13 protein-coding genes are annotated in these 15,285 nt (G+C 62.7%); 1 reads left to right on the top strand and 12 read right to left on the bottom strand.

What is annotated here, in order from left to right; genetic code table 11:
* Positions 1-95 precede the first annotated feature (95 nt).
* The 6 genes from PSO31014_RS17815 to mnmG form a co-directional block, all read right to left on the bottom strand.
* Positions 96-1,211, bottom strand: coding sequence for an SLC13 family permease (locus tag PSO31014_RS17815; protein WP_150552883.1), 1,116 nt, complete (start codon positions 1,209-1,211; stop codon positions 96-98).
* Between the two features lie 138 nt (positions 1,212-1,349).
* The gene (locus tag PSO31014_RS17810; protein ID WP_150552837.1) at positions 1,350-2,249 is read right to left on the bottom strand and encodes a ParB/RepB/Spo0J family partition protein; all 900 of its coding nucleotides are present in this window, start codon (positions 2,247-2,249) and stop codon (positions 1,350-1,352) included.
* Positions 2,250-2,276: 27 nt separating this feature from the next.
* Positions 2,277-3,047, bottom strand: a complete 771-nt coding sequence (locus PSO31014_RS17805; RefSeq protein WP_150552836.1) for a ParA family protein — start codon at positions 3,045-3,047, stop codon at positions 2,277-2,279.
* A gap of 169 nt (positions 3,048-3,216) precedes the next feature.
* Positions 3,217-3,843 carry a lipocalin family protein gene (locus PSO31014_RS17800; protein WP_150552835.1) on the bottom strand — a complete coding sequence of 209 codons (627 nt, stop codon included), beginning with the start codon at positions 3,841-3,843 and terminating at the stop codon, positions 3,217-3,219.
* Entirely contained in the window at positions 3,840-4,520 is a 681-nt protein-coding gene (gene rsmG, locus PSO31014_RS17795) for a 16S rRNA (guanine(527)-N(7))-methyltransferase RsmG (protein WP_150552834.1), read from the bottom strand. The genes PSO31014_RS17800 and rsmG overlap by 4 nt, the downstream gene beginning before the upstream one ends.
* A gap of 12 nt (positions 4,521-4,532) precedes the next feature.
* Positions 4,533-6,497, bottom strand: a complete 1,965-nt coding sequence (gene mnmG / locus PSO31014_RS17790) for a tRNA uridine-5-carboxymethylaminomethyl(34) synthesis enzyme MnmG (protein ID WP_150552833.1) — start codon at positions 6,495-6,497, stop codon at positions 4,533-4,535.
* Between the two features lie 1,148 nt (positions 6,498-7,645).
* Between mnmG and PSO31014_RS17785 the strand changes: the two genes are divergently transcribed.
* Entirely contained in the window at positions 7,646-7,933 is a 288-nt protein-coding gene (locus PSO31014_RS17785; protein WP_150552832.1) for a hypothetical protein, read from the top strand.
* A 158-nt stretch (positions 7,934-8,091) separates the two neighbouring features.
* Here PSO31014_RS17785 and PSO31014_RS17780 read toward each other — a convergent pair whose 3' ends face one another.
* The 6 genes from PSO31014_RS17780 to PSO31014_RS17755 all read right to left on the bottom strand — a co-directional run bounded on the left by PSO31014_RS17780 (position 8,092) and on the right by PSO31014_RS17755 (position 14,949).
* Positions 8,092-8,838 carry an ABC transporter ATP-binding protein gene (locus PSO31014_RS17780; RefSeq protein ID WP_150552831.1) on the bottom strand — a complete coding sequence of 249 codons (747 nt, stop codon included), beginning with the start codon at positions 8,836-8,838 and terminating at the stop codon, positions 8,092-8,094.
* Complete coding sequence (locus PSO31014_RS17775) at positions 8,838-10,634, bottom strand: branched-chain amino acid ABC transporter ATP-binding protein/permease (protein WP_150552830.1); 1,797 nt, start codon at positions 10,632-10,634, stop codon at positions 8,838-8,840. The genes PSO31014_RS17780 and PSO31014_RS17775 overlap by 1 nt, the downstream gene beginning before the upstream one ends.
* An 18-nt stretch (positions 10,635-10,652) precedes the next feature.
* A complete protein-coding gene (locus PSO31014_RS17770; RefSeq protein WP_150552829.1) occupies positions 10,653-11,708 on the bottom strand; it encodes a branched-chain amino acid ABC transporter permease in 1,056 nt (351 codons plus the stop codon).
* Positions 11,709-12,002: 294 nt separating this feature from the next.
* Entirely contained in the window at positions 12,003-12,503 is a 501-nt protein-coding gene (gene hpaR, locus PSO31014_RS17765) for a homoprotocatechuate degradation operon regulator HpaR (RefSeq protein ID WP_150552828.1), read from the bottom strand.
* Between the two features lie 258 nt (positions 12,504-12,761).
* Positions 12,762-13,907 (bottom strand): ABC transporter substrate-binding protein, encoded by a 1,146-nt coding sequence (locus tag PSO31014_RS17760; protein ID WP_150552827.1) that lies wholly within the window; start codon positions 13,905-13,907, stop codon positions 12,762-12,764.
* A 259-nt stretch (positions 13,908-14,166) separates the two neighbouring features.
* Complete coding sequence (locus tag PSO31014_RS17755) at positions 14,167-14,949, bottom strand: sulfite exporter TauE/SafE family protein (RefSeq protein ID WP_150552826.1); 783 nt, start codon at positions 14,947-14,949, stop codon at positions 14,167-14,169.
* Positions 14,950-15,285 lie beyond the last annotated feature (336 nt).

Raw genomic sequence — 15,285 nt, 5'->3', positions numbered from 1 at the left:
CAACTCTCAAGGAGCCCGATTTTCCTCATGGTGCAGTGCGGTAAATGCCGCAAACGCTGCGCAATCGCTGCGGCTTGACGGCATTCGGTGCGCGATTATCCCCATTTGAGGGCAACATACCCGAGGCACAGCGCCACCAGATAAAACGGGAGGGAGAGCCAATGAAAGCGCCACCAGATCCTGTCCGATTTCGCCATGCGCAATGCGATCAGGTTAGCCAACGAACCGATTGCAAGGCCAAAGCCACCGACCGCCGCGCCATGCGCAAGTGCCGGCCAGTTGTGGCTGTACTCCGCGAGCAGGATCGCGGCGGGAACGTTGCTGATGAACTGCGACAGCACCGCGGCCCCCACATAGGCCATGCCGGATCCGGACAAATCCACCTGACCGAGCGTCGCGCGCACCTCGGGTAACCCGGCCACACCGCGCAGCACCACGAACATCAGCACGAAGATGGCGAGCAGCAACCAGTCGATACCGAATACCGCGTTGCGCCGTGCGACCAGCAGGACGGCCGCCACCCCCGCGCAGGCCCAGGTGGCAGCGCCGTGATCCGCCAGCACCACGAACGCCACGAACAGCGCCAGGGCGACCCACAGCAACGGCCACCGCACGTCATGCGCGGGGCCGCGCCGCTGAAAATGCAGGACACGGGAATCGAACGCCATCGCACACGTCATGAGCAACACGGCCATGAGCGCCAACGTCAGAGGCGTCATCATGACGACGTAAGCACCGAAGCCCATGCCACTGTGCTGCCAGAGGAAGAGATTCTGCGGATTGCCGAGCGGCGTGAGGCTCGAGCCGGCATTGACCGCCAGCGCGAGGAAGATGATCAGCCGTTCAATCCGCACCGGCGCAATGCGTGCGAGCGACTGCGCGAGCGGCACGACGGCAAAGAGGGCGACGTCGTTGGTCAGCAGCGTGGAGAGGGCGGCAGCGAACGCCACCATCAACAGCGCGAGACGTCGCTCGGTGCGAAACGCCCGCAGCAACCGCTGGGCAAGCCAATCGAGGAAGCCGCTCTGATCGATCGCGCGCGTGAGCATCAGCAAGCCGGCAAGCGTGAGAATCGTGTGCTGATCGATGCGTGCGAACAGTTCCCCAAGGCTCGCAGGCCGGGCAACCTGCAAGGCGACGAATCCCACGAGCAGAATGACCAGCACGCGATCGCCACGCACACGCTCGTAGGTTGCACGCAGGGCGCGCAATGCGCGCGTTGCTGCGGTGCCGTGCTGTGACGGTGACGATGACGCAGCCACGGCCGACGTCTGCGACGGGCTCGCCTGCGTCGGCTCCACGGACTTGCCGGCGGGATCGCTCACGACAGGACGCTCAGCACACCGACGTCATTCGGCACGAATGCGCGCGAGAATGCCATCGAGCGAGTCGAGGCTGCCGAATTCAATCATGAGTTGTCCGGCGCCTTTGCGGCCGACCTTGATCTTGACGTTCGACGCGAGCAAATCCGACAACTCTTCTTCGAGACGCGTCACGTCGCGACCGCCCTCTTCCGCCGAGCGACGACGAATCCCGTCTCCCTGCGGCTTGAGCGACGCATTGACGATGCGCTCCGTGTCGCGCACCGACAGGCGCTTGTTCACCACTTGATTGGCGAGCGTGATCTGCGTGGCGGCGTCGACGGAGAGCAGCGCACGCGCGTGCCCCATGTCGAGATCGCCCGCGAGCAGCATCGTCTGCACCGGATGCGCGAGATTGAGCAGGCGCAACAGGTTCGACACCGCGCTGCGCGAGCGGCCGAGCGATTCGGCGGCTTGCTCGTGCGTGTAGTTGAATTCGCCGAGCAGGCGCTGAATGCCTTGCGCTTCTTCGAGCGGATTCAAGTCTTCGCGCTGAATATTCTCGATGAGCGCCATCGCGGCGGCAGCTTCGTCGGGCACGTCGCGCACGAGCACCGGCACTTCGGCCAGTCCGGCGATACGTGCGGCACGAAAACGTCGCTCGCCCGCAATAATTTCGTACTTCTCACCATCGACGGGACGCACCAGAATCGGCTGCATCAGGCCCTGCGCGCGAATGCTCGCGGCGAGTTCCTGCAATGCGCCCTCATCCATGCGCGTGCGAGGCTGATACTTGCCGGCCTGAAGGCGCTCGAGCGCCATGACCGACGGTGCGCCGTCGGCGCGCGCGTCGGTCGCGCCGTTGTGATTATCGGCGTGGGCGCCGAGCAGGGCTTCGAGGCCGCGGCCCAGGCCCTTTTTCTTCAGTGCGGTGGTCTTGGTCGCCATGTCAATGCGTTCCTGCGCGAATGCGCCTTACATAGTTTGGATGCGAGCGATCATTTCCGCGCCGAATTGCAGATACGCCTTCGCGCCACGCGATGCGGGATCGAAGACGACGCCCGGCATGCCGTAGCTCGGCGCTTCGGCGAGTCGCACATTGCGCGGAATGATCGCGTTGAATACCTTGTCTCCGAAGTGCTCCTTGAGCTGGTCCGAGACTTGTTGCTGCAGCGTGATGCGCGGATCGAACATCACGCGCAGCAGGCCAATCACCTGCAGATCGCGGTTCAGATTCGCGTGCACCTGCTTGATCGTATTGACGAGATCCGACAATCCTTCGAGCGCGAAATATTCGCACTGCATCGGAATGATGACGCCGTGCGCCGCGCACAACCCATTGAGGGTGAGCAGCGAGAGCGTGGGCGGGCAGTCGATGAGGACGAAATCGTACGCGTCGTCGACTTTGGCGAGCGCCAGCTTCAATCGCGTGTCGCGATTCTCGAGCGAGACGAGTTCCACGTCCGCCCCCGCGAGTTCACGGTTCGCGGGCAGCACATCATAACTCCCCGACTCCGAGCGCTGGCAGTTCGCGACCACATCGGCACCGTCGACGAGCACCTCGTACACGCTCGATTCGAGAGCGGCTTTGTCGATGCCGCTGCCCATCGTCGCATTGCCCTGCGGATCGAGGTCGACCAACAGGACACGCTGCCCGTGCGACGCCAGTCCGGCAGCGAGGTTCACCGTGGTGGTCGTCTTGCCGACGCCGCCCTTCTGATTGGCCACGCAGAAAATTTTCGCCATGCCGATGTAGTCCTCCGAATGCTGCCGTGTTGATGCGATTGATGCAGATGATGCCGGGATGAACCCGGTGCGAACGCGCCGTGCCGCCAGCGACCGCTGACTGGCTGAGGCCCCGCGTGCGCTATTCGCTCCGTCCCGCAAATTCGATTATCTGAGCAAAGCTCAGTTACTACCTTCGCTGACCGGCGTCAGACGCGCCGGCGGGCGGCGCGCCTGGGGTGCCCGCCTTTTGGGGCGTCAACACCAGTTTGTCAGTGTCGTAGCCCTGCTTGCGCAACTGGGCACGCATTTGATTCAGTGCGTTGTCGTCCATCGACGGCGTTCGCGAGAGGACCCAGAGGTACTCGCGACCGGGCTCTCCGACAGCGGCAAACTGATAGTCGTCGTCGAGCACGATAACCCAGTAGTTCGCCCAAAGCCAGGGAATCCAGTGCAACCATTGCGGCGCGAACGTCACCTTGAAGCGCGCCGTGCCGGTGCCCTGCCCGTCGGTACGTGCCAGACCGGTATCGCTGACCCAGCTACCGTCGTCCTTGCGGCAACGGTTGGTGACTTCGATCCGTCCGTCCGGTCGCGCGGCATACTGCGCGGTCACGTCAGACACACATTTTCGCTCGAAGAAATTCGGGTAGCGTGCTATTTCGTACCAGGTACCGATGTAGCGCGCTTTGTCGATCTTCTGCACCGGGCGCACGCGTGTCGTCAGCGATTCTTGTCCCGATTGCCCCCATGCGACCGCTGCAACCACCGAAAAACTGACCATGACGGCCCCTGTCCAGCGGGTCATCTTATTCATGCTGTTACCTTCACGCGAAGCAAATGACGCTCGGCGTCGAGAAATGGGACGTTCAGGGCCAGACGCTCAACCAGTGCGTAGCCGTTAGGCAGCGCGAGTTCGCTCTCGGACGCCACGCCTTTCATGGCCCAGAAGCTGCCATCGGGAGCCAGCAAGGCTCCCGCGAGGGTGACGAAATCGGTTAGCTCAGCAAAGGCGCGCGACACGATAGCGTCGAAAGGTGCGCTCACTTCCTTGCCCACAACGAGTGACTCGACCCGGCCGGTCACGACCGTCAGATTGGTCAACTTGAATGTCGCGCGGGCCTGGGTGAGGAACGCTGTTTTTTTGTGCACGATGTCGTTGACCGTCACTTGCCAGTCGGGCCGCACGATCGCGAGCACCACGCCGGGTAGTCCGCCGCCTGAGCCCACGTCAAGCACACGTGAAATCGGCTCACGGTCAAGGCGAGGCAGAATGGAGAGCGAATCGAGCAGGTGCTTGACGACCATTTGGCGGGGATCGCGGATGGAGGTCATCTGCAACGAGGCATTCCATTTCGCCAGCAACGCCTGATAGTCGAGCAGGCGCCGCTGTTGTTCTTCGCTGATGGACAGGCCGAGTTGCCGGATGCCGTCGGCCAAGAGCACAGCCAGGTCATTGCCGCCGTTGGCGGCGGAACGTCGCGGATCGGTCATGAGGGCTCCGCGTCAGGCTGCGTGTGCGTCGCCGTCATCGGCGGCTGCGGTCGCTTCTCCTGACGCGCGACGGCGTCCGAGACCCTTCTTAAGGTGGATCATCAGCAGCGAGATCGCGGCGGGCGTCACGCCGGAGATGCGCGATGCCTGGCCCAGTGTCTCGGGCCGCTGCGCTCCCAGCTTCTGGCGCACTTCGATCGACAGCCCGCGAACTTCGTTGTAGTCGATGTTGGCCGGCAGCACTGTGTTTTCGTTGGCTTCCTTGCGTACGATTTCGTCGGCCTGGCGGTCGATGTAGCCCTGGTACTTGGCGGCGATCTCGATCTGCTCGCGAATCTGGTTCGCTTGCAGCGGATCGTCGGAGAGCGGTGCTTCAGCGGCAAGGCGGCCGCCCTGCACTGCCATGAGGGCGTCGTAGCCGACTTCCGGGCGACGCAGCAGATCGGCCAGGGAGTATTCGTGGTCGATGGCTTTGCCGAGCAGCGGCACGGCATCGTCGGCCGGGAAGGTTTTCGGTGTGACCCACGTCGATTTGAGGCGTTCTGTTTCACGTGAAACAGCGTCGCGTTTGCGGCAGAACGATTCCCAGCGAATATCGTCGACGACACCGAGTTCGCGGCCGACTTCGGTCAGGCGCATGTCGGCATTGTCTTCGCGCAGCGACAGGCGATACTCGGCGCGGCTGGTGAACATGCGGTAGGGCTCGGAGACGCCACGCGTAATCAGGTCATCGACGAGCACGCCGAGGTACGCCTGATCGCGGCGCGGGCACCAGGCATCGCGGCCTTGTACTTGCAACGCGGCGTTGATGCCGGCGAGCAGCCCTTGGGCGGCAGCCTCTTCGTAGCCGGTTGTTCCGTTGATCTGACCCGCGAAGAAGAGCCCAGCAATGACGCGCGTTTCGAGCGAGCTGCGCAGCCCACGGGGATCGAAGTAGTCGTATTCGATGGCATAGCCCGGGCGCAGGATGTAGGCATTCTCCATGCCTTTCATCGAGCGGACGAGTTCGAGCTGTACATCGAACGGCAGGCTGGTGGAGATGCCGTTGGGGTAGAACTCGTTGGTCGTGAGGCCTTCGGGTTCGAGGTAGATCTGGTGCGATGTCTTGTCGGCGAAGCGGTGAATCTTGTCTTCGATGGACGGACAATAGCGCGGACCGACGCCTTCGATGACGCCGGTGTACATGGGCGACCGGTCGAGTCCGCCGCGGATGATCTCGTGGGTGTGCTCGTTGGTATGCGTGACCCAGCACGGCACTTGGCGCGGATGTTGTTCGGGGCGGCCGAGGAACGAGAACACGGGGACGGGATCGAGGTCGCCGGGCTGTTCTTCGAGGACGGAGAAGTCGATGGAGCGGCCGTCGATGCGCGGCGGCGTACCGGTTTTCAACCGGCCTTGCGGCAGTTTCAACTCTTTGAGGCGAGCGGACAGGCTGATGGCGGCCGGGTCTCCGGCGCGCCCGCCAACGTAGTTGTTCAGCCCGACGTGGATTTTGCCGTCGAGGAAGGTGCCGGCGGTGAGGACCACAGCGCGGGCGCGGAACCGCAGCCCCACTTGGGTGATGGCACCGACGACACGTTCGCCTTCGACGATGAGGTCTTCGACGGCTTGCTGGAAGAGCCAGAGATTGGGCTGATTCTCGAGGCGATGGCGGATAGCCTGCTTGTAGAGAATCCGGTCGGCTTGCGCACGGGTGGCGCGCACGGCCGGCCCTTTGGACGAATTCAGGATACGAAACTGGATACCGCTCTCGTCGGTCGCGGCGGCCATGGCCCCGCCCAGTGCATCGACCTCTTTGACGAGATGGCCTTTGCCGATCCCGCCGATGGAGGGATTGCAGCTCATCTGACCGAGGGTCTCGATGTTGTGGGTGAGCAGCAGCGTCTTGCAGCCCATGCGGGCGGAGGCGAGCGCAGCCTCTGTGCCGGCATGGCCGCCGCCCACTACGATCACGTCGAACTCGGTCGGATAAAGCATCGTCATTTTGCCGCTTACGGCAAACTCTCTGGATTCGGTAATGGCGAAATTATAGCGGTATTGCGGTGCATCATTTGTAACCACTGAGGTGTTTCACGTGGAACATTAGCAAAACGACGGTATTGGGGACGGTTTCACGTGAAACGTCGCTGGGTTGGATGGGTGGATGCTTGGGTTCTGAAGCGTGGCGAAGGTCTTCCTGCACCACCCCAACCTTGAATTCCGCCGTCGCCCCCACTCACCTCCGGGCAGCGGAGATCACCGGCACCCCGACTACGCTCCACTTGAAAGTCGCTCCGTCAGGGCACCGGCAATCTCCGCCAATCCATTGCCCGAGTCCAACCACCGCTAGATCGTCGCGCTGTGTTTCACGTGAAACGTGGCCGGGGCCGATTCGACGGATGTATTGGCCTGGCTGCGACGTGCCGGTAAGACTGCACCACCCGACACTCGTATTCCGCCCTCACCCTCACTCACCTCCGGGCAGCGGAGATCACCGGCACCCCGACTACGCTCCACTTGAAAGTCGCTCCGTCAGGGCACCGGCAATCTCCGCCAATCCATTGCCCGAGTCCAACCATCGCCAGATCGTCGTGCTGTGTTTCACGTGAAACGTGGTCGGGAGCCGATTCGGCGGATGTTTTGGCCTGGCTGTGCGGTGCCGGTAAGACTGCACCACCCCACACTCGTATTCCGCCCTCACCCTCACTCACCTCCGAGCAGCGAAGATCACCGGCACCCCGACTGCGCCCCACTTGAAAGTCGCTCCGTCAGGGCACCGGCAATCTCCGCCAATCCATTGCCCGAGTCCAACCATCGTCAGATCGTCGTGCTGTGTTTCACGTGAAACGTTGCTGGGTTGGTTCGACCGGTGCGACGGTGCTTCGTGAGGTAAAGGCACGCCTGTACCACTCCGCCCTCGAACTTCACCGCCCCCCTTTCCCCATCTTCCCGGTAACTGGTAACTGAGCGCATCGGCAAACCGCTGACCTTGGCAGCGCGCACGGACTTCAATGGTGGACGCGGTTGGGAACCCGAACGTTGGAGTGGCGGGGATTGGCGGTGCCCCGATGGAGTGACTTGAAGTGGAGCGCAATCAGGGTGCCGACAATCCCCACTGCCCGGATGGATGAGAGCACGACACCTGATTGCAGGGACGCGGCGTTTCTGTCTCACCATTCCCCATCACGCTCTACGTGAAAACCTGGGATACGAAAACGACGCTTGAAAATCGAAAGCGCCTCCTGGCAGCGTGCTTTGAAAGCAGCGTATCCACAGGTGCCCTCTTACCTCCAAAATCGCTTTCGGGAATTTGCTTTTCTGTGGATAACCTCAAATGTCATTTCCACAAGATTCTCGAAGATATCGCCAAACCCCTTATTGCGGCAGTGCGCCATGGATTTTGCGGTGCTGCAAATATCCACAAGCAACTGTGAATAAGTGAGTCCGCCAGCGCTGCGGATGACGCCCCTCACTTCTTCAAAAAATAGGGGCAGATAACAGTCACCGACAGCGGGCCTTTCGATCTCCGGATATAAAAAGCCCGCCAAACTGGCGGGCTCTCCGGGGGTACCAACGCGCCAAGCGACGCCCTTCAGGCAGCCTTCTTCGCCAGCCCCAGATACGTTTCGATGACTTTAGGATTGCTGGCCAGTTCCTGCGCCGGGCCCTCCAACGCCAGTTCGCCCGTCTCGATGACGTAGCCGTAATCGGCCACCTGTAACGCCGCGCGGGCGTTCTGTTCGATCAGCAGCGTGGCCACACCGGTGTTACGCAAGTCGCTGATGATGTGGAAGATTTCCTTGACGATCAGTGGCGCCAGCCCGAGGCTGGGCTCATCGAGCATCAGCAACTGCGGCTTGGCCATCAATGCACGGCCCACCGCGAGCATTTGGCGCTCACCGCCCGACAAGGTCCCCGCTTGCTGCTTCTGGCGCTCTTTGAGACGCGGGAACAGGGCGTAGACGACTTCCATCTGGTCGAGGAAGTTCTTCTCCCCCGCCCGCTTGCGACGGTACGCCCCCAGCAACAGGTTGTCCTCGACGGTCATCGTCGAGAATAACTCGCGCTTTTCCGGCACCAGACACATGCCGCGGGCCACGCGGGCTTCGATGCCCAGCGCCGACATCTCGTGACCGAGATACGCCACGCTCCCACGGCTGGAGCCGTTGTGCGGCAACGCCCCCATGATGGCGTTGAGCATGGACGATTTGCCCGCTCCGTTCGGACCGATCACGGTGACGATCTGGCCCGCCCCCACCCGCAGATGCGCACCGTGCACCGCTTCGACTTTGCCGTACGCCACGGCGAGGTCCTTGACCTCCAGAATCGCGTCTGCCATCACTCCACTCCTCCCAGGTACGCTTCGAGCACCGCCGGGTTCTTCTGCACGTCTTCGGGCAGGCCCTCGGCGATCTTGGTGCCGAACTCCATCACGACGAGGTGATCGGTCAGGTTCATCACGAAGTCCATGTCGTGCTCGACCAGCAGCACGCTCATCCCTTCGTCCTTGAGCTTCCTGAGCAAATCGGCCAGGGCCTGCTTCTCTTTGTAGCGCAAACCGGCCGCCGGCTCGTCGAGCAGCAGTAACGTCGGATCGCACGCCAATGCGCGTGCAATTTCCAGAATACGCTGCTGGCCCAACGCGAGACTACCCGCCTCGTCATACATATGCGCGCCAAGACCCACGCGCTCGATCTGCCGCTTGGCTTCGTACAGCAACATGGCTTCTTCCTGACGATCAAGACGCAGCACGCTGGACCACACGCCCCCCTGGGGACGTCGGCGCAGCCCGTTCTTGTCTCGCAGATAGGCGCCAATCGCGACGTTCTCGAGCACGCTCATCTGCGGCATCAAGCGCACGTGCTGGAATGTACGGCCAATTCCGCGCTTGACGATCTCGCGCGACGGCAGCCGATCGATTCGCTCGCCGAGGAAGGAGATCTCGCCGCGGGTGGCCTGCAGCACGCCGGTCACAAGGTTGAACGTGGTCGACTTGCCCGCGCCGTTCGGCCCGATCAGCCCCACGATCTCGCCCGCTTTGACCTGGAACGAGACGTCGTTGACCGCCACGAGGCCACCGAACTCCTTGCGCGCCTTCTCCAGCGTCAGCACCACTTCGCCAACCACCGGCTTGGCACGATGGCCCAGCGGATCCGCTTGCTCCGGCGCCTTCGCGACACGACGCGCCGGGAAGATCTTGCCGAAGAAGGGCCACACGCCATCGCGCGCATATTGCAGCAGCAGCACCAGCAACACGCCAAAGACGATGGTCTCGAAGTTGCCATTCGCACCCAATAGCATCGGCAGGATGTTCTGGAGGTAGTCCTTGAGCACGGTCAGGATCGCCGCGCCGAGCACTGCGCCCCACACATGCGCGACGCCCCCCACCACGGCCATGAACAGGTATTCGATGCCGTGGTTCAGGTTGAACGGCGTCGGGTTCACGGCGCGTTGCAAATGCGCGTACAACCAGCCCGAGATGGCGGCGAGCACGGCGGCGTACACGAACACGACCACTTTCATCCACGCGGTGTTCACGCCCATCGCCTCGGCCATCACGCCACCGCCCTTGAGCGCACGAATGGCGCGGCCAGGACGCGAATCAAGCAGGTTCTTGACCGATACCACCGCCAGCACCACGACGATCCAGATCAGGTAGTACATTTGACGCCCGCTCGCCAATTCCTTGCCGAAGAGGCTGATCGTCGGGATATCGTTCAGTCCGTCGTACTTGCCCAGGAACTCCAGGTTGCCGAACAGGTAGTACAGCGCCAGGCCCCATGCAATCGTGCCCAGCGGCAGAAAGTGCCCCGACAGGCGCATGGTGATCGCGCCGATGACAAGCGCTGCCGCCGCCGTGATCACCACACCGACGATCAGGCCGACCCACGGCGACGCGCCATAGGCGGTCGTCAGATAGGCCGTCGCGTAGGCGCCCAGACCGACGAAGGCGGCCTGTCCGAACGACGTCATACCCGCCACGCCGGTCAACAGCACGAGACCAATGGCCACAATGCTGTACAGGCCAATGTAGTTGAGCAGCGTTACCCAGTACTCAGGCAAACGCACGGGGGCAGGCAGCACCGGCAACACGGCCAGCACCACCAGGAAAATCAGGAAGTATTTGTTTTTCATTCTGTGGTCCGCCCCGGCTTATTCCTCGTCTTCTTCCACATGCTTGCTTGTGAGCGACAGCCACAGCAGCACGGGAAGGATCAGCGTGAAGACGATGACCTCTTTGTACGCACTCGCCCAGAAGGACGAGTACGACTCCAGCAAGCCCACCAGGATGGCGCCCAGCGCCGCGACCGGGTAGCTCACCAGACCGCCGATGATCGCGCCCACGAAGCCCTTGAGGCCGATCAGGAAGCCCGACTCGTAATAGATCGTCGTGATCGGTGCGATCAGGATGCCGCACAGCACGCCCAGCACGGCCGCCAGCGTGAACGCCAGACGCCCCGCCTGCACCGTGCCGATGCCCACGAGCCGCGCGCCCAGCCGATTCACGGCCGTCGCACGCAACGCCTTGCCCGAGAGCGAACGGTCGAAGTAGAAGTACAACGCCAGGATCATCACGACCGAGACACCCAACACCCACAGGCTCTGGCCAGACACCATCACGGTGCCGATGTTGAAGTTGGCGTCGGAGAACGCCTGCGTGCGCGAGCCCTCCGCCCCGAACATCACGAGCCCCAGACCCGTCAGCGCAAAGTGCACGCCGACCGACACGATCAGCAGCAACAGCGTGCTTGCCTCCGCCAGCGGCTGGTACGCGAGACGATAGAGCATCGGCCCCATCGGCACGACGAGCAGCAGCGTGAGCGCAATCTGCACGAGCATCGGCAGATTCATCGGTGCCAGCGCCCTGACGACGAAGAACGCGGCAATCGGAAACACCAGGTACTTGCCCGCAAGCCCCGGCACCAAGCGCCCCGCCAGCTTGCGACGCTCGCTGTGACGCAAGACGCCAGCCGTCTCCACGACGAACGTACATACGCCCATCGCCACGAGCAACCAGCTCGTCAGCGGAAACTTCTGGGTTTGCAGTGCCGCCAGCGTGAGCGCGCCATACGACACGAACTCGCCCTGCGGAATAAAGATGACGCGGGTGACGGAGAACACCAGCACCAGTGCCAATGCCAGCAAGGCATAAATCGCACCCGTGGTGATGCCGTCCTGCGCCAGGATGGCTGCAATCGAAAGATCCATGCTCCTCTCACTTCGTTTGAGTACTTCTTGAACCGGCTGGCGAGACAGCCGGTGTGATGCACGGCGCAGCGCGCTGCCACCCCGTTCCCCTTCACATCCATACGCCCCACGGTCCCCGTGTGGCAGTGCACAGAATTATGTATTGTATAAATGATTATGCATTGGTAAAACTCGGGCGACTACTGAGTCATCGACGTCTTGTTTCCCGTGACGTCGCTGCCTGCCATGTCGTCCGCGCTACCAGCACCGGGCATGCACCGGTCATCCCTGCAAAGCCAAGCACCCCGCAAACGATCATTCCGCGACCTTGCGACGGCGACGCGGCTTGGCGGGCAGCGACGGCGCAGCGGCCAGCACCTCCGGCGGCAGGGCCTCGCGCACGACGTCGAGCAGCCGGTAGATCTCGGCGAGCGTGTCTCGCCCGACCTTGTCTTCCAGATAGCGATAGCGCGCCTCGACCAGCGGCCCGAGCTTTTTGCACAGCGCGCGGCTCGATGGCGTCAGCGACACCATCACGCGACGCTGATCGACAGCCACCCGGCGGCGCATGACGAGGCCCGACGCTTCCATCCGTTCCAGCATGCCGGACAGGCTCGGACTGAGGATGCAACACTCCCGTGCGACCTGCCCGATTTCCATTTCCCCGGATTCGCTATCGTTGACGGCCCTTATGACACGCCATTGTTGCTCGGTGATGTCGTAACGATTGAGCAAGGGGCGGAACAGCCCCATTGCCGCTTCCCGCGTCTGTAACAACACCAACGATAGGTTGCGGTGTTCGAATTCGCCCGTCATGGATTTACGCTCGAAAGGATCGCCCGGCCAGCCCCCCGGCGGCGGCGATCAGGTTGGGACAATGCGGCCTCTCAGGTGCCGCTCGCAAACGCATGTCCTGCCGTCTCTTTGCGAAGCGCGAAACTACCACGCTCAAAAAAAACGGGCGCGAACGCCCGTTCTCCCGGCCCGATCAGTCCGACCGGGCGCAGATACCGCAGATCCATCGGATGGTGACAGCGGGGCATGCCTGTGAGCTATAGGCAGCCCCGGCGCCCATCAGTTCGCCAATTTCCACTTGCCGTTGACGATTTCCACCATCACGCGCGAGCGCTGGTCCAGGCCGTTGTGGTCCTTCGCGCTCATATTGAAGATACCCGCGGTGCCCGGCATGTCCTTCACGTTCTCCAGGGCCTCGCGCAATGCCGCACGGAACTCGGCCGTGCCCGGCTTGGCCTTCTTCAGCGCAACCGGAATGGCCTTCTGCAGCAACAGACCAGCGTCCCACGCGTGACCGCCAAAGGTCGAGATGGAGCCCGCGCCGTAAGCCTTCTCATAAACGACCTTGTAGGCAGCGGCCGACTTCTTCACCGGATTGTCGGCGGGCAGTTGGTCGACGACGAGCAGCGGGCCGGCCGGCAGATACGTGCCATCGCAGTCCTTGCCGCAAACGCGCAGGAAGTCGTTGTTGGCCACACCGTGGGTCTGATACAGCTTGCCCTTGTAGCCGCGCTCCTTGAGCGTGCGCTGCGGCAGCGCTGCCGGGGTGCCCGAACCGGCGATCAGCACCGCATCCGGATTGGCCGCCATGATCTTGAGGACCTGGCCCGTGACCGACGTGTCGGCACGATTGAAGCGCTCATTGGCCACGACCTTGATCTTGTTCAGATCGGCAGCCTTCTGGAACTCCTTGTGCCAGCCTTCGCCGTAGGCGTCGGAGAAGCCGATGAACGCGACCGTCTTCACGCCGTTGTCGGCCATGTGCTTGGCAATGGCGGTGGCCATCAGAATGTCGTTCTGCGGGGTCTTGAACGACCAGGCGCGCTTGGCGTCCACCGGTTCGACGATGGCAGCGCCGGCGGCCATCGAGATCATCGGGGTCTGTGTCTCTGCCGCCACGTCGACCATCGCCAGGGAGTTCGGCGTGACCGTCGAGCCGAGCACGGCGTCAACGTGATCTTCGCTGATCAGCTTGCGCATGTTCTTGACGGCCGTCGTCGTGTCGGTCGCGTCGTCGAGCAGGATGTACTGGACCGACTGTCCGCCGATCGTCTTCGGCAGCAGCGAAATGGTGTTCTTCTCGGGAATGCCCAGCGAAGCCGCCGGACCGGTCGCCGACAGCGACACGCCAATCTTCACCTGGGCGCTCGCAACGCCCGTAGCCAGCATCATCGCCGACGCCACGCACAGCAACTTCAGTTTCATTTGGGTCTCCTCGCAAAAATTATGAATTCGTTGTTCTGACCATTGTTGAACCCGCTGGCCGGATATTAACCGACCGCGCAGTCGGCAAATTGTCGCTCATCTTACGGGCACCGGCGCCTTCTCGTAAAGTGCGGTTTCCCCACCTGTGGCTTCAACCGCAACGGATCACGTCCGAACGGCGCCCGGCACCGCCTCCCCCCCTTCCCCCCTTCACCACCGAGGCCTCACTTACGCACGCGCGATGCTGCCCGGTCTCCCGTCAGCCGCGAATCAATGCGTCATAGTCGGTCTTCACGATCAGCACGGCGAGCACACACAGAAACATGCGTCGCACAAAACCCACGCCGCGCTTGAGCGCGAGCCGGCTGCCCACCTGGCTGCCCAGCACGTTCATGACCGCCATGCCGAGGCCAACCTGCCACGCAACGTGCCCGCCCATGCCAAACAGCCACAGCGCGGCCAGGTTGGTCGCCACGTTCACGATCTTCGCCGACGCCGAGGCGTTGACGAAGTCCTGACCAAACAGGCGAACAAACAGGAAGACGAGGAAGCTGCCCGTGCCGGGGCCGAAGAAACCGTCGTAGAAGCCGATGGCGCCGCCCACGGCGATAGCCATGAGGGTCACCCCCGCACCACCCGTCACAGGGGCGTGAACCGTCCCGAAATCCTTCTTGCGCAGGGTGTAGATCGCCACGCCGGTCAGCACGAACGGCAGCAGCTTGCGAAGCACGTCGGCCGGCACATGGGAGACGGCGTACGCACCACAAAACGAAAACACGAAGGCGGCGACGGTGGCCGGTAACAGAATGGCCCAGCGCAGTTGAATGCCGCGCGCATAGCGCAGCGCAGCCGATGCCGTGCCCCAGATACCGGCCAGCTTGTTGGTGCCGAACAGCAACGGCGGCGCCGCGTTCGGGAAGACGGCGAAAAGCGTCGGTACGGAGACCAGCCCCCCACCTCCAACCACCGCATCGACCAGACCGGCCACAAACGCCCCGACCGCGAGCATCAGCCAATCGGTCAGCACCCAGCTCGTCAACATCCGTCCCCCCTATCGGTGAACAGGCATTTTTCGGGACGTGCACCGACCGCCGCAATGAAACGCCGGGCACGGGGGCGTGAAAATGCTGATGAGGGAACGTGAGGGGGGCGGGACATGCAACCTGGACTGTCGAGCGACGAGAATCGGGCTTCTGCGGATGACGGCCTCGCACTGCGGCGAAGCCCAATATAAAAAGCGCTGTTGGAGTTCTCTCCAACAGCGCTTCCTTTTTGGCGGTGCGCGTTATCGCGCTTATTGTCTCCTCGATCCTCGCCCCTATATCCTGCCGTGACGCGAATTGAAGGAGAGAATAAAGGAGCACCCGATGCACCACAA

This window comes from Pandoraea soli (genome assembly GCF_902459595.1).
GTDB lineage: Bacteria > Pseudomonadota > Gammaproteobacteria > Burkholderiales > Burkholderiaceae > Pandoraea > Pandoraea cepalis.
This window is presented reverse-complemented; position numbering and strand designations above follow the sequence as displayed.

Coding starts and splice junctions, on each gene's coding strand:
- PSO31014_RS17805 (WP_150552836.1), bottom strand. CDS start 3,047: ATGGCGAAAATTTTCTGCGTGGCCAATCAGAAGGGCGGCGTCGGCAAG.
- mnmG (WP_150552833.1), bottom strand. CDS start 6,497: ATGCTTTATCCGACCGAGTTCGACGTGATCGTAGTGGGCGGCGGCCAT.
- rsmG (WP_150552834.1), bottom strand. CDS start 4,520: ATGACCGATCCGCGACGTTCCGCCGCCAACGGCGGCAATGACCTGGCT.
- hpaR (WP_150552828.1), bottom strand. CDS start 12,503: ATGACGGGCGAATTCGAACACCGCAACCTATCGTTGGTGTTGTTACAG.
- PSO31014_RS17780 (WP_150552831.1), bottom strand. CDS start 8,838: ATGGCAGACGCGATTCTGGAGGTCAAGGACCTCGCCGTGGCGTACGGC.
- PSO31014_RS17810 (WP_150552837.1), bottom strand. CDS start 2,249: ATGGCGACCAAGACCACCGCACTGAAGAAAAAGGGCCTGGGCCGCGGC.
- PSO31014_RS17770 (WP_150552829.1), bottom strand. CDS start 11,708: ATGGATCTTTCGATTGCAGCCATCCTGGCGCAGGACGGCATCACCACG.
- PSO31014_RS17755 (WP_150552826.1), bottom strand. CDS start 14,949: ATGTTGACGAGCTGGGTGCTGACCGATTGGCTGATGCTCGCGGTCGGG.
- PSO31014_RS17800 (WP_150552835.1), bottom strand. CDS start 3,843: ATGAATAAGATGACCCGCTGGACAGGGGCCGTCATGGTCAGTTTTTCG.
- PSO31014_RS17760 (WP_150552827.1), bottom strand. CDS start 13,907: ATGAAACTGAAGTTGCTGTGCGTGGCGTCGGCGATGATGCTGGCTACG.
- PSO31014_RS17775 (WP_150552830.1), bottom strand. CDS start 10,634: ATGAAAAACAAATACTTCCTGATTTTCCTGGTGGTGCTGGCCGTGTTG.